We start from the raw sequence: 12886 nt of genomic DNA on the forward strand, positions 1-12886 counted from the left end.
TTTTAAAAGAACCTATCAGACGATAAGAATCGCTCGTTACAGACACAGCTCTGCAAATTGCCCACGAGTCAATGTAGCCAAATCTTTCGGTGCTAATTCAATTTCCAAACCACGCTTACCAGCACTGACACAAATAGTCTCTCTGTTTACCGCACTCTGATGAATAAAAGTAGGCAACGCTTTTTTCTGACCAAGCGGGCTAATTCCTCCCACCACGTAACCCGTCGTTTTCTGCGCGATCTCAGGATTCGCCATTTCTGCCTTCTTAGCTTTAGCGGCTTTAGCGGCAAGCTTCAGATTCAGTTTTTGGTCGACCGGAATTACAGCAACCGCCAAGTTTTTAGGCTCACCGTTCATACAAAACAGCAAAGTCTTAAACACTTGCTCCGGATCTTGCCCCAATGCTTCAACCGCCTCCAAGCCATAGCTATCTGCACGAGGGTCGTGATCATACTGATGAATGGTATGGGTGACTTTTTTCTTCTTAGCGAGATTGATTGCCGGGGTCATCTTGATTCCATTGGGTAAATAACAAAAAAGCGCTGCAAAATGTGCAGCGCTTTTAAGTTAATGAGATTTCGAAGTTTTAGTCAACTTACTTGTAAACAATCTCGCCAGCAGGTGCGTACTTGTTAACATCAACTGGGCTGTTCGCTTCTAGATACTCTTTTAGGACCTCAGCGTCTACGAAACCGGTATTAACGTAACCAGGGTGACCTGTAAGTTTAGGGTAACCATCACCGCCCGCTGCGTTAAAGCTTGGGATTGTGAAGCGGTAAGTCTCATCTAAACGAAGCTGTTCGCCACCGATAACAACATTAGATACCTGACCGTTTGCTACTGTCATAGAGATACCAGCAAACTGTGCGTACGCGCCAGAATCAACAGGTTTAGTTGCAACTACGTTTAGGTAGTCCAGAACTTCTTTACCCGTCATGTCAGTGTAAGTCAGGATGTTAGCGAATGGTTGTACAGTCAGTACGTCTTTGTACGTTACATCGCCGCCTTCAATAGAGTCACGAACGCCACCAGAGTTCATTACCGCGAAGTCCGCTTTTGCACGCTCCATGTGAGCAGTTGCAATCAGACGGCCTAGGTTAGTTTGCTTAAAGCGAACGACGTTACGATCACCTTCAAGCTTGCCGTTAGTTTCTGCAATCTTCACATCCAGCTGCGCTTTACCTTTTTCTTGGTAAGGGCGTAGGAATTCAAGCAGTTCTTCGTCTTGCTTGATTTCATCTTCAATAAGAACACGTTGCTTCTTACCGTCGATCTTAACTTTCTTCTTCAAGTTAACTGGGATCAGGTCGTAGCTCACCATTTCTAGCTCACCGTTACGGAATTCGTAATCAGCACGACCTACGTATTTACCCCACTCGTGAGCCTGAACAATGTAAGTACCATTTTGTAGGTCTGGCTTACACTCGTCAGAAGGTTTGAAGTTCTTCTTAACAACGTTTGGCGCTTCCATACATACTGGCTCTTGAGAGTGACCACCTACGATCATGTCCAGAGAGCCTTCGTCTAGGTAGCGAGCAAGAGCCACGTCACCCGGAGCATTAACACCACGCTTACCATCTTCGTAGTGGCCCATGTGAGTCACAGCAAAGATCAGATCTGGTTTTTCAGTTTCTTCGATCTCAGCGATCAACTTCTTCGCTTCTTCTTTAGGATCGCGGAAGTCGATACCACCAATGAATTCTGGGTTACCAATCTTAGCCGTATCTTCAGTAGTCAGACCGATTACAGCAATTTTAATACCCTGCTTATCAAACATCTGGTAAGCCTGGAACATACGCTCGCCAGTTTCTTTGTCGTAGATGTTTGCAGATAGCATTGGGAAGTTTGCCCACTCTTTCTGCTTAAACAGAACTTCAAGCGGATTATCAAATTCGTGGTTACCTAGCGCCATTGCATCGTAACCGATCTTGTTCATGCCTTTGAAATCTGGCTCGGCATCTTGCAGGTCAGACTCTGGAACACCTGTATTGATGTCACCGCCAGATAGTAGTAGCACGCTACCACCGTCAGCTTCTACTTCTGCACGCAGCTCGTCAACCAACGTTTTACGAGCAGCCATGCCGTACTCACCATATTTGTTCTGCCAGAAACGACCGTGGTGGTCATTAGTGTGCAGAACTGTCAGCTTATAAGTTTTGTCCGCTTCCCACTCTTGCTGAGGTGCTGTCGCACAACCAGCTAGAGTTGCAAGAATCGCTGCGCTTAGTGCGGTTTTTACAATCAGGCGTTGCTTCATTGTCATACCTTTGAATTTTTGGGGATTTCCACTGCTTTATACTGAGTTTGTTGAACAGACGCGCTCAGCAACCAATAACTGAGAACTCAGTAAAACTTGAACTAGTTTAAATTAAGCCGTTAGGGGTGACATCTTGATTTCATATTTATGCCGCTTAGATCACCCTAATTGACATTTAAGTGTGTAACAAAGCAGCACAATTGCACCTGTTCTACCAAATGATCACAAGCAAACGTTTTACTGTGAGTTAACATCACTGAACAGCAAATGTGAGATTGAGCGTTTACTCAACAAAGAAAGGGAACATGACTTCTTCTTGTTAGGGTTCTAAGGGATTTGGGGAGTAATCAGAAACAAAAAAGCTAGCCAATTTGGCTAGCCTTTTTCTTAACAATGAATACTTATTTGATGTCGATGTGGTCGAAACCTTTAATCAGATCGTCCAACGCTTTCATTTGCGCTAGGAAAGGTTCCAGCTTGTCTAAAGGCAATGCTGATGGACCATCACATTTTGCCTGATCAGGATTCGGATGCGCTTCAATAAACAGACCCGCAATACCAGTCGCCAGACCCGCTTTTGCTAATTCAACAGTCTGTTCACGACGACCGCCAGATGCAGCACCTGAAGGGTCACGCATCTGAAGTGAGTGGGTCACATCAAAGATGATTGGGCTACCTTTTGACGCTTTCTTCATCACACCGAAACCCAGCATATCTACCACTAGATTATCGTAACCGTGACAAGAGCCGCGCTCACATAGAATGATGTTGTCATTGCCACACTCGCTGAATTTATCAACGATGTTACCCACTTGACCTGGGCTCATGAACTGCGGTTTCTTAACGTTAATCACAGCGCCAGTTTTTGCCATCGCTTCAACAAGGTCAGTTTGACGAGCCAAAAATGCAGGTAGCTGAATCACGTCAACCACGTCAGCAACAGGCTGTGCCTGAGCCTCTGTGTGTACATCAGTGATAATTTTCACACCAAATGTATCTTTCAGCTCTTGGAAGATTTTCATACCTTCTTCCAGACCTGGACCACGGTATGAATGAACAGAACTGCGGTTTGCTTTATCGAATGACGCTTTGAACACGTAAGGGATGCCAAGCTTTTCTGTCACTTTGACATAGTGCTCACAGATCTGCATAGCCAGATCACGAGATTCAAGAACATTCATACCTGCAAACAACGTAAACGGTTTGTCGTTAGCTACAGGGATATCACCAACGTGAACGATTTTCTGTTCCATTTTTTTCTCTCTATTTCTTTATGTATGCCAACCTGCAGCTGGACTTAGTGAAGTGTCACCTGAGTTTCACTCATGGCGTTGACTTGATTCTTTAACAACTCAGCCGCCGGATCATCAGGGCACTGGTCAATAAAATATTGGTAATCGGTCAGCGCAACCTGATGGCAGTCTAGCTGCTGGTAGATAAAACCACGATCGCGAATTTCATACGGATCATCAGGTACAAACGTTAGTGCTAAATCGGTACATTTCAAAGCCAAAGTATAGCGCTCTTCACGAAGTAAAGCGCTCTTGAGCAATGCTAGCCAACGACCGATAACCGTTGGATTATCCACAGACTTAAGATGTTCAGGTTCCAAGGTCGCCAGAGGGCCACTATGCCCAATTAGCCACGCACCCAGTACGTGCTTAGAAACATATTCACCATTGAATGGATTAATAAACTGTGGGCGCTCACCATACCATTCCAGCTTCAGCAAAAACTGGCTTGGAAAGGTCACACCACTGATTGGAAAACCTAGCTTGCGCCCGAGGTACAGTAATAGTGCCCCCAAGCTCACCGGAATACCTTTGCGACGCTCCAAGACTTTATCAATGAAAGCATTGGACGAATCGTAGTAGGCTTCCTGATCACCAGTGAATCCCCACTCGTGATAAAAGAGACGCAGCAAAGCGTCGAAACGCTGCTTTTCGCCGATCTCTTGGCTTAATCTCAGCTCAGCTTCTTTTAGTAATCGATGCAGTTCTTTCTCTGCCCACTGGTCATTGGTCGACGGGTTGATCGCTTTGTTTAAGATCAGCGCCCCTTCTGCCAGTTCAATAGCATCAAAATCTTCATCAAATAACTCAAGCATGAATATTACCTAGTACGCCTTAACCTAAAAATAATGGTGCTTTACTTACAGCCACCTTACCTGCCATCGCTAACCAACCTAGCGCGCCAAAGAAGGAAAATGTACGTAGTAGCTTATTTTTACCCAACTTAAGAGCAAAGAAACCCAGTGCGATGTACGCCAGCACACAGGTAATTTTCTCCGTCAGCCAAGGGGCTGCGGCTGTAAAAGGAATAAAGCCAGTGATAAAAATCAGACCAATACCCGACAACAGTAAACATGTGTCATTGATGTGAGGGAAGACTTTGAAAAACTTCTTCTCTAGCAGTTTGGAATTGGCCATCATCATCGCATAGCGAACAGACAATAAAGTGGCACTGATTGCTATCGTTAACAGATGAAAGTGCTTTAAACCTTCGTACATAATTATCTCTCTTGCTTCTCTGGAGAAAATTGACCTATGGTTACGCGGTCGTTTTCGCCGTAGTCTTTATAAGTTGTAATGTTTTGGTACCCCAGTGAGCCTAAAATCTCTCTCACTGCCATACCTTGATCGTAACCGTGCTCAAACATCAGCCAGCCATCACACTGCAGAAAGCTCAGTGCCTGACTCGAAATGTGCTTGATATCAGCCAACCCGTTGTCTTTCGCCACTAAAGCACTCAACGGTTCAAATCGCACATCTCCCTGCGCCAGATGCGGGTCATGCTCTTCAATATAAGGAGGGTTTGATACTATTAGAGCAAACTTTGTACCAGTTCCTACCGGTTCAAACCAGCTGCCTGATAAAAATTGTGTATTGCGAATACCCAGATGCTCGGCATTAGACTCAGCCAGCTGTTTGGCTTCTTGCTTGAGATCAACACCCCAAACTTGACGGTTTGGTAGCTCCGACGCAATGGCGAGTGCAATCGCGCCAGTTCCAGTACCCAAATCTAGAATATCACCCTGATTTTCAACCGCTTTCTCTAAAGCAATTTCAACCAAACGCTCTGTATCTGGACGTGGAATAAGTGTGCTTGGTGCCACTTTCAGTGGCAGTGACCAGAACTCACGTTCACCGGTAATGTAAGCGACAGGTTCACCATTGATGCGACGCTGTAAGTTCGCTTCAAAAGCCAAGATTGCTTCTGAATCTAGGATTTTGTCAGGCCACGTAAGCAGAAAGGAGCGAGGTTTATTGAGGGTGTGGCAAAGCAATACCGCGGCATCAAGAGAGGGCGAATCACTGCCACTCTCTTGAAGCTTGTCTACGGCACTCTTTAGTGTGTATTCAACACTATGTGGTGCAGTCATTGATTAGTTGTTCTCAGCCAGCGCCGCTAATTGGTCAGCTTGATGCTCTTGGATAACAGGATCAACTAGACTTGCTAAATCCCCTTCCATCACTTCATTGAGACGATAGATAGTCAGGTTGATACGGTGGTCGGAAACACGGCCTTGTGGGTAGTTATAGGTACGGATACGGTCACTACGATCGCCTGAACCTAACAGGTTACGACGAGTATCTGACTCTTCCGCAGCACGTTTAGCTTCTTCGGCCTGGATAATACGTGCCGCCAGTACTGACATCGCTTTCGCTTTGTTTTTGTGCTGAGAACGCTCATCCTGACACTCAACAACAGTACCTGTTGGTAAGTGAGTAATACGAATTGCAGAATCCGTGGTGTTAACGTGCTGACCACCAGCACCCGACGCACGAAAGGTATCAATTTTCAGGTCTGCTGCTTTGATTTCTGGGATTTCCGCTTCTGGGATCTCCGCCATAATGGCGACAGTACATGCAGAAGTATGTACACGGCCTTGTGATTCAGTCGCTGGGACACGCTGAACACGGTGACCACCTGACTCAAACTTCAACACGCCGTAAGCACCATCACCAGAAACTTTTGCAATCATTTCTTTGTAGCCGCCATGTTCTGCTTCATTAGAAGACATGACTTCAACACGCCAACCTTTCTTCTCAGCAAACTTGCTATACATACGGAATAAATCGCCTGCAAAAATACCGGCTTCATCACCACCCGCACCCGCGCGGATTTCTAGGAAACAGTTGCGATCATCGTTAGGATCTTTTGGTAGTAGCAGAATCTGTAGCTCGTCGTTAAGACGCTCGATAGTTTCCTGTGCTTCTTTGATCTCTTCCTGAGCCATCTCACGCATTTCAGCGTCGTCTTCCTTAGCCATTTCTTCAGCCGCGACTAGGTCTTCCTGTGCTTGCTGATAAGCTTGGAAACACTTTGTCACTTCCTCTAGCTGAGAGTACTCTTTTGACAAGGCGCGGAATTTATCTTGGTCGCCGATCACGTCAGGATCGCCAAGCAGGTGTTGAACTTCTTCGTATCGTTCAACCAGTGTTTCTAGCTTAGTTAGAATCGAGGCTTTCATAGTTTTCTTAACTCAGGGTTCGATAGATTGGCCGTTTTCACGTCCAATGAAATTAGGAGTCTTCCAGACCCAAACTTTGTCTTAATGTGGCGAGCTTAGCCGGCTCACCTTGTTCTGCAGCACTTTGCAATGCTCGGGTCGGCGCATGAATCAGCTTGTTAGTGAGCTTATTACTCAGCTCCAGCAATACTTTTTCCGGATCAGTCCCCGCTGCCAAAGACTGCAAACTTTTATTCAGTAGATCTTCTCTGATGTCATTGGCCGATTTTCGATAATCTCGAATACTGTCGACGGCTTGAAGAGAGCGCAGCCATGACATGAACGTGGCACTCTCTTCACTGACGATCGCTTCCGCTTGTATGGCTTCAACTTTTCGCTGCTCCATATTGCTTTCGACAATCGATTGCAGATCATCTACAGAGTAGAGATACGCATCATCAAGCTCAGCCACTTGCGATTCAATATCACGAGGCACCGCAATATCCACCAACAAAATGGGTTGATGACGGCGGGCTTTCAGCGCACTTTCCACCATCCCTTTACCAATGATTGGCAGCGGGCTGGCCGTGGAGCTTATCACAATATCAGCACGAGGAAGATGATCAGGTATTTCTGGCAAGCCAATGATTTGGGCACCAAACTGCTCAGCAAGTGGCAATGCACGCTCTCTGGTGCGGTTGGCAACAATCATTTTGCTACAACCATTGCTTGCAAGGTGTTTCGCCACTAGCTCAATCGTCTCACCAGCACCAACCAAAAGCACCGTAGAATCTTCAAGTGACTCAAAAATGTGCTTGGCCAATGTACAGGCCGCGTAAGCAACAGAAACGGCGTTGCCACCAATATCCGTTTCGGTACGGACACGTTTTGCGACAGAAAAAGTCTTCTGAAATAGCTTTTCCATCGCGGTATCAACCGACTTGTGTTCACGAGAGTCTGAATAAGCCTGCTTAACCTGCCCTAGAATCTGAGGTTCACCAAGCACCAGAGAATCCAAACCGCAGGATACACGCATCAGGTGACGAATCGCCGCCTGCTCTTCGTGTACATACAAACTGGGTTTCAGGTCTTCAGGGCTCACCTGGTGAAACTGAGCGAGCCAATCCACTACTTTGCTTTTACCAGAAGATTTGACGTCACAGTAGATTTCAGTGCGGTTGCAGGTTGAAATGATCACACTGCCATTAACATGCGGGTTATCGCCCAGTTGCTTAAGTGCTTGAGGTAACTTCTCCGGTCCGAATGCGACTTTCTCTCGCAACTCTACCGAAGCCGTATTGTGGTTAATACCTATAGCAAGCAAAGACATGTAATCAGGGTTCTCGTTTTCAGCGAATGAACAAATAAGGACGGAATTTTACTTGATGGCCCGATTTAATTAAAGGGTATTCGGGATATGTTTTCATGACTTCGTGATTTCAATGATATAGTGTAGCGCAAGACAAGGACTCAAATGGATAAATAACCAACAATGACGACCTATTTTCGTCCCTTCTTTATCTTTCTGTTCAGTAGTTTAATTCTTGCGGGATGTGCAACTCTTGACACCAGCACCACCAATGTCGAGTGGCAAACACACCAACAACGCCTGAACAGTATCAGCCAATACCAAGCTAACGGAAAACTGGGCTACATTTCACCACAGCAGCGCCAGTCACTCAATTTTCAGTGGAAACACAGCCCCGATTTCAGCCAGCTTAGGCTCACCACTTTTATTGGTCAAACGGCACTGAACCTGAAAATTACACCGAGTGGTGCTTCGGTAGAAACGTATGAAGACGAAACCTACACTTCACACGATGCCCAATCGCTAATTTATCGCCTAACAGGGCTCACCCTACCTGTCGAGCAACTCAATAACTGGTTCTTAGGTAGCCCAATTGACGCTGATACATACCGACTCAATGACACCAATACTCTGGCTTCATTGACTAAGCAGGTGAATGGGCAAACCTGGCAACTTGATTACCTTAACTATCAAGATATCCAGTATCAGGGCAGCGCTTTACCATTGCCACAGAAGCTCAAGCTGAAACAAGGCGACATTTCAATCAACATCGTTATATCCAAATGGAATCTTGATCAATGATCAGCGAAACAACGCATTGGCCTTCACCGGCAAAACTGAACCTTTTCTTATATATCACAGGTCGCCGCGACAACGGCTATCACGAATTACAAACCTTATTCCAGTTTGTTGATCATGGTGACACCCTCACCATTACCGCCAATCAGAGTGGTGAAATTCAATTAACACCCGATCTGCCGGGCGTAGCTGTTGAAGATAACCTGATTTGGCAAGCTGCGATGGCACTGAAGGCGAAAACAGGCTGTTCATACGGTGCCCAAATCGAGTTAGATAAAGTGTTACCAATGGGCGGAGGCATTGGTGGTGGCTCATCAAACGCTGCCACAGTATTAGTCGCCTTGAATCACCTTTGGCAGACTAAACTGACTGAGCAACAGCTGGCCGAGATTGGATTGAAGCTTGGTGCAGACGTACCTGTCTTCACACAAGGTTTTGCCGCGTTTGCTGAAGGTGTCGGTGAAGAGCTCACAAAAGCAGAACCTGAAGAAAAGTGGTATTTGGTCGTTAGACCGGATATAGCCATCGCAACGGCAGATATTTTTACGCACCCTGATTTAACTCGAAACACTCCAAAACGTGACCTGGCAACACTTCTTGACAGCCATTACGTAAACGATTGCGAAAAAATTGTTCGAATGCTGTACCCAGAGGTTGATAAGCAACTTTCATGGCTGCTACAATACGCGCCGTCAAGACTGACAGGGACCGGATCCTGCGTTTTTGCTGAGTTTTCGAGCCAAAATGAGGCCAACAAGGTTCTTGAACAATTACCTGACAATGTCTCTGCTTTTGTGGCTAAAGGGAAAAATATTTCTCCTTTATACGAGACACTGGCTAAGTATCGCTTAGCCCACAATATATCTATCTAAATACTGGACGCAACCCCGAGGTTTCCACCGTGCCTGATATGAAGCTATTTGCTGGTAACGCTACACCTGAACTAGCCCAACGTATTGCTGATCGTCTATACATCTCTCTTGGTGATGCTACTGTTTCTCGTTTTTCTGATGGCGAAGTCGCTGTACAAATCAACGAAAACGTACGTGGTAGTGATGTTTTCATCATCCAATCTACCTGCGCACCAACTAACGACAACCTAATGGAACTTGTAGTGATGATTGACGCAATGCGCCGCGCTTCAGCGGGCCGTATTACAGCAGTTATCCCTTACTTTGGTTACGCTCGCCAAGACCGTCGTGTACGTTCAGCGCGTGTGCCAATCACAGCAAAAGTTGTTGCTGACTTCCTTTCTAACGTTGGCGTTGACCGCGTCCTAACCATTGACCTACACGCAGAGCAAATCCAGGGCTTCTTCGATGTTCCTGTAGATAACATCTTCGGTACACCAGTTCTTCTGGATGATATGGAAGCGCGTGGTCTAGAAAATCCAGTTGTTGTTTCTCCAGATCTTGGCGGTGTTGTACGTGCTCGTGCAACAGCTAAAGCACTAGGTGACATCGACATCGCTATCGTTGATAAGCGTCGCCCACGTGCGAACGTTTCCGAAGTGATGAACTTGATTGGTGATGTAGAAGGCCGTGACTGTGTGATCGTAGATGACATGATCGATACTGGCGGTACGCTATGTAAAGCAGCTGAAGCGCTTAAAGAGCGCGGTGCTAAGCGAGTCTTTGCTTACGCAACTCACGCTGTATTCTCTGGTAACGCTGCGCATAACATCAAGAACTCAGTACTGGACCAAGTCATCGTGACCGACTCCATTACTCAGTCAAAAGAAATGCAGGCAACGGGTAAAGTGACTACGCTAAGCTTATCTCGTATGCTGGCTGAAGCAATTCGTCGTATTAGCAACGAAGAGTCTATCTCAGCAATGTTCAACTAATCTTAGATTAGATAAGAATGACTTAAAAACACCCCACTTTGGGGTGTTTTTTTATGGCAACAAACTGGCAGTCAATCCACACCTCGCCCGAGGTAAGAATTCTGTGCTATCATACTGCGCTTTTTGAGATTCCAAGAGAGATTCTAACCTTGAGTCAACAGATCAAACTTCTTGTCGGCCTTGCCAATCCTGGGCCTGAATATGCCAGAACCCGTCATAACGCTGGGGCTTGGGTAGTAGAAGAACTGGCACGCGTTCATAACATCACACTGAAAAACGAAGCGAAGTTTTTTGGCCTGACTGGACGCATTATGATGAACGGTCAAGATCTCCGCTTGCTTATCCCAACGACCTTTATGAATCTCTCTGGCAAATCCATTGCCGCATTGGCGAAGTTTTACCAGATTAAACCAGAAGAGATCATGGTCGCACACGATGAGCTAGACTTACCTCCCGGTGTCGCCAAATTTAAGAAAGGTGGCGGCCATGGTGGGCACAATGGTCTACGTGACACAATTAGTAAGCTTGGTAATTGCAAAGATTTCTATCGTCTGAGGATTGGTATTGGCCATCCGGGACACAAAGATAAAGTAGCGGGATTTGTTCTAGGTAAAGCGCCTGCCAAAGAGCAAGAGCTACTTGATGCAGCGGCTGATGAATCTGTTCGCTGTCTAGACATCCTAATAAAGGATGGCTTATCGAAAGCGCAAAACCGTCTACACACGTTCAAAGCAGAATAAGGTTAATATCATGGGTTTTAAATGTGGCATCGTTGGTCTACCAAACGTAGGTAAGTCAACTCTGTTTAACGCACTAACTAAAGCAGGTATCGAGGCGGCAAACTTCCCGTTCTGTACTATCGAGCCAAATACTGGCGTTGTACCTGTACCCGATCTGCGCTTAGACGCACTGGCGAAGATCGTTAACCCACAGAAAGTCCTGCCAACAACGATGGAGTTCGTTGACATTGCAGGTCTGGTTGCCGGTGCATCTAAAGGTGAAGGTCTAGGTAACAAATTCCTAGCGAACATCCGCGAAACTGATGCGATTGGCCACGTAGTGCGCTGTTTTGAGAACGAAAACATCGTTCACGTAGCTGGTAAAGTGTCTCCTATTGAAGACATTGAGGTTATCAACCTTGAGCTTGCGATGGCGGATCTAGATTCTTGTGAACGTGCAATTCAACGTAACAACAAGAAAGCAAAAGGTGGCGACAAAGACGCTAAGTTTGAGCTAACTGTTCTGGAAAAACTGCTTCCTGTTCTGACTGAAGGTGGCATGGCTCGCACTGTTGAGCTGGCAAAAGAAGAGCTGGCAGCGATTGGTTACCTGAACTTCTTAACCCTCAAGCCAACAATGTACATTGCCAACGTCAACGAAGATGGATTTGAAAATAACCCATACCTAGACGCAGTACGTGAGTTTGCAGCAAAAGAAAACAACGTTGTTGTCCCAGTTTGTGCGGCCATTGAATCTGAACTATCTGAACTGGATGATGAAGATCGTGAAGAGTTCCTAGCAGATATGGGGATCGAAGAACCAGGCCTGAACCGTGTAATCCGCTCGGGTTACGAGCTGCTGACACTACACACTTACTTCACTGCAGGTGTTAAAGAAGTTCGAGCATGGACAATTCCAGTTGGAGCAACAGCGCCACAAGCAGCAGGTAAGATCCACACTGACTTTGAAAAAGGCTTCATCCGAGCTGAAGTCGTTGGTTACGATGATTTCATCGAATTCAACGGTGAAAGTGGTGCAAAAGATGCAGGTAAATGGCGTTTAGAAGGTAAAGAATACATCGTGAAAGATGGTGATGTTGTTCACTTCCGCTTTAACGTATAATTTCTTCGCAAGTCATTGACTTTCAAAGCCAGCATTCGTGCTGGCTTTGTTGTTTCTGGAACTTTGGCAATTAAATTAAGTTGGCTAATGGATAACATTTTGTTGTCACTTTTCGATGATTAACACGCCTCTTTGTTTAAAAAGAAACCGAACAGTTGATTTATCCCGATTTATTCAAAAAAACTATTGACGGCTTTGCTGCAACTTCGCATAATGCGCGCCGTTCCCAACGATAAGGTCAATTATCTGAAAGAACAAAAAATGGTATGGCTACGTAGCTCAGCTGGTTAGAGCACATCACTCATAATGATGGGGTCACAGGTTCGAATCCCGTCGTAGCCACCATTCCTAAAGACTTTTACGAAAGTATTTAGGAATAGA

Annotated in this window: 13 protein-coding genes and 1 tRNA gene; 6 read left to right on the forward strand and 8 right to left on the reverse strand. The window is 45.8% G+C overall.

What is annotated here, in order from left to right:
- Positions 1-36: 36 nt before the first annotated feature.
- From ybaK to hemA, 8 genes are all read right to left on the reverse strand, one after another.
- Entirely contained in the window at positions 37-510 is a 474-nt protein-coding gene (ybaK, locus tag VIC_RS24470) for a Cys-tRNA(Pro) deacylase (RefSeq protein WP_006963095.1), read from the reverse strand.
- Between the two features lie 85 nt (positions 511-595).
- A complete protein-coding gene (gene ushA, locus VIC_RS24475; RefSeq protein WP_006963096.1) occupies positions 596-2257 on the reverse strand; it encodes a bifunctional UDP-sugar hydrolase/5'-nucleotidase UshA in 1662 nt (553 codons plus the stop codon).
- A gap of 401 nt (positions 2258-2658) precedes the next feature.
- A complete protein-coding gene (kdsA, locus tag VIC_RS24480) occupies positions 2659-3510 on the reverse strand; it encodes a 3-deoxy-8-phosphooctulonate synthase (RefSeq protein ID WP_006963097.1) in 852 nt (283 codons plus the stop codon).
- Between the two features lie 44 nt (positions 3511-3554).
- On the reverse strand, positions 3555-4364 hold the full coding sequence (locus tag VIC_RS24485; RefSeq protein ID WP_006963098.1) for a SirB1 family protein: 810 nt from the start codon (positions 4362-4364) through the stop codon (positions 3555-3557).
- Positions 4365-4383: 19 nt separating this feature from the next.
- On the reverse strand, positions 4384-4767 hold the full coding sequence (locus VIC_RS24490; RefSeq protein WP_006963099.1) for a SirB2 family protein: 384 nt from the start codon (positions 4765-4767) through the stop codon (positions 4384-4386).
- 2 nt (positions 4768-4769) lie between these two features.
- Positions 4770-5639 (reverse strand): peptide chain release factor N(5)-glutamine methyltransferase, encoded by an 870-nt coding sequence (gene prmC / locus VIC_RS24495; RefSeq protein WP_006963100.1) that lies wholly within the window; start codon positions 5637-5639, stop codon positions 4770-4772.
- Between the two features lie 3 nt (positions 5640-5642).
- Positions 5643-6731: a peptide chain release factor 1 gene (gene prfA, locus VIC_RS24500; RefSeq protein ID WP_006963101.1), complete on the reverse strand. Its 1089-nt coding sequence runs from the start codon at positions 6729-6731 to the stop codon at positions 5643-5645.
- 52 nt (positions 6732-6783) lie between these two features.
- Positions 6784-8040: a glutamyl-tRNA reductase gene (gene hemA / locus VIC_RS24505; protein ID WP_006963102.1), complete on the reverse strand. Its 1257-nt coding sequence runs from the start codon at positions 8038-8040 to the stop codon at positions 6784-6786.
- A 162-nt stretch (positions 8041-8202) separates the two neighbouring features.
- Between hemA and lolB the strand changes: the two genes are divergently transcribed.
- The 6 genes from lolB (at position 8203) to VIC_RS24535 (ending at position 12850) form a co-directional block, all read left to right on the forward strand.
- Entirely contained in the window at positions 8203-8820 is a 618-nt protein-coding gene (lolB, locus tag VIC_RS24510) for a lipoprotein insertase outer membrane protein LolB (RefSeq protein ID WP_006963103.1), read from the forward strand.
- Positions 8817-9689 carry a 4-(cytidine 5'-diphospho)-2-C-methyl-D-erythritol kinase gene (gene ispE, locus VIC_RS24515; protein WP_006963104.1) on the forward strand — a complete coding sequence of 291 codons (873 nt, stop codon included), beginning with the start codon at positions 8817-8819 and terminating at the stop codon, positions 9687-9689. The genes lolB and ispE overlap by 4 nt, the downstream gene beginning before the upstream one ends.
- A gap of 29 nt (positions 9690-9718) precedes the next feature.
- Positions 9719-10663 (forward strand): ribose-phosphate pyrophosphokinase, encoded by a 945-nt coding sequence (locus VIC_RS24520; RefSeq protein ID WP_006963105.1) that lies wholly within the window; start codon positions 9719-9721, stop codon positions 10661-10663.
- A gap of 149 nt (positions 10664-10812) precedes the next feature.
- The gene (pth, locus tag VIC_RS24525) at positions 10813-11403 is read left to right on the forward strand and encodes an aminoacyl-tRNA hydrolase (RefSeq protein WP_008075196.1); all 591 of its coding nucleotides are present in this window, start codon (positions 10813-10815) and stop codon (positions 11401-11403) included.
- A 10-nt stretch (positions 11404-11413) separates the two neighbouring features.
- Positions 11414-12505, forward strand: coding sequence for a redox-regulated ATPase YchF (gene ychF / locus VIC_RS24530; RefSeq protein ID WP_006963107.1), 1092 nt, complete (start codon positions 11414-11416; stop codon positions 12503-12505).
- A gap of 268 nt (positions 12506-12773) precedes the next feature.
- Positions 12774-12850 (forward strand) — tRNA-Met (locus tag VIC_RS24535).
- The last annotated feature ends 36 nt before the right edge of the window (positions 12851-12886 follow it).

Source organism: Vibrio coralliilyticus ATCC BAA-450, assembly GCF_000176135.1.
Taxonomy (GTDB): domain Bacteria; phylum Pseudomonadota; class Gammaproteobacteria; order Enterobacterales; family Vibrionaceae; genus Vibrio; species Vibrio coralliilyticus.

What these genes read in the sequence shown, in the direction of transcription:
- ybaK (WP_006963095.1), bottom strand. Translation starts at nt 510, where the DNA reads ATGACCCCGGCAATCAATCTCGCTAAGAAGAAAAAAGTCACCCATACC.
- ushA (WP_006963096.1), bottom strand. Translation starts at nt 2,257, where the DNA reads ATGAAGCAACGCCTGATTGTAAAAACCGCACTAAGCGCAGCGATTCTT.
- kdsA (WP_006963097.1), bottom strand. Translation starts at nt 3,510, where the DNA reads ATGGAACAGAAAATCGTTCACGTTGGTGATATCCCTGTAGCTAACGAC.
- VIC_RS24485 (WP_006963098.1), bottom strand. Translation starts at nt 4,364, where the DNA reads ATGCTTGAGTTATTTGATGAAGATTTTGATGCTATTGAACTGGCAGAA.
- VIC_RS24490 (WP_006963099.1), bottom strand. Translation starts at nt 4,767, where the DNA reads ATGTACGAAGGTTTAAAGCACTTTCATCTGTTAACGATAGCAATCAGT.
- prmC (WP_006963100.1), bottom strand. Translation starts at nt 5,639, where the DNA reads ATGACTGCACCACATAGTGTTGAATACACACTAAAGAGTGCCGTAGAC.
- prfA (WP_006963101.1), bottom strand. Translation starts at nt 6,731, where the DNA reads ATGAAAGCCTCGATTCTAACTAAGCTAGAAACACTGGTTGAACGATAC.
- hemA (WP_006963102.1), bottom strand. Translation starts at nt 8,040, where the DNA reads ATGTCTTTGCTTGCTATAGGTATTAACCACAATACGGCTTCGGTAGAG.
- lolB (WP_006963103.1), top strand. Translation starts at nt 8,203, where the DNA reads ATGACGACCTATTTTCGTCCCTTCTTTATCTTTCTGTTCAGTAGTTTA.
- ispE (WP_006963104.1), top strand. Translation starts at nt 8,817, where the DNA reads ATGATCAGCGAAACAACGCATTGGCCTTCACCGGCAAAACTGAACCTT.
- ychF (WP_006963107.1), top strand. Translation starts at nt 11,414, where the DNA reads ATGGGTTTTAAATGTGGCATCGTTGGTCTACCAAACGTAGGTAAGTCA.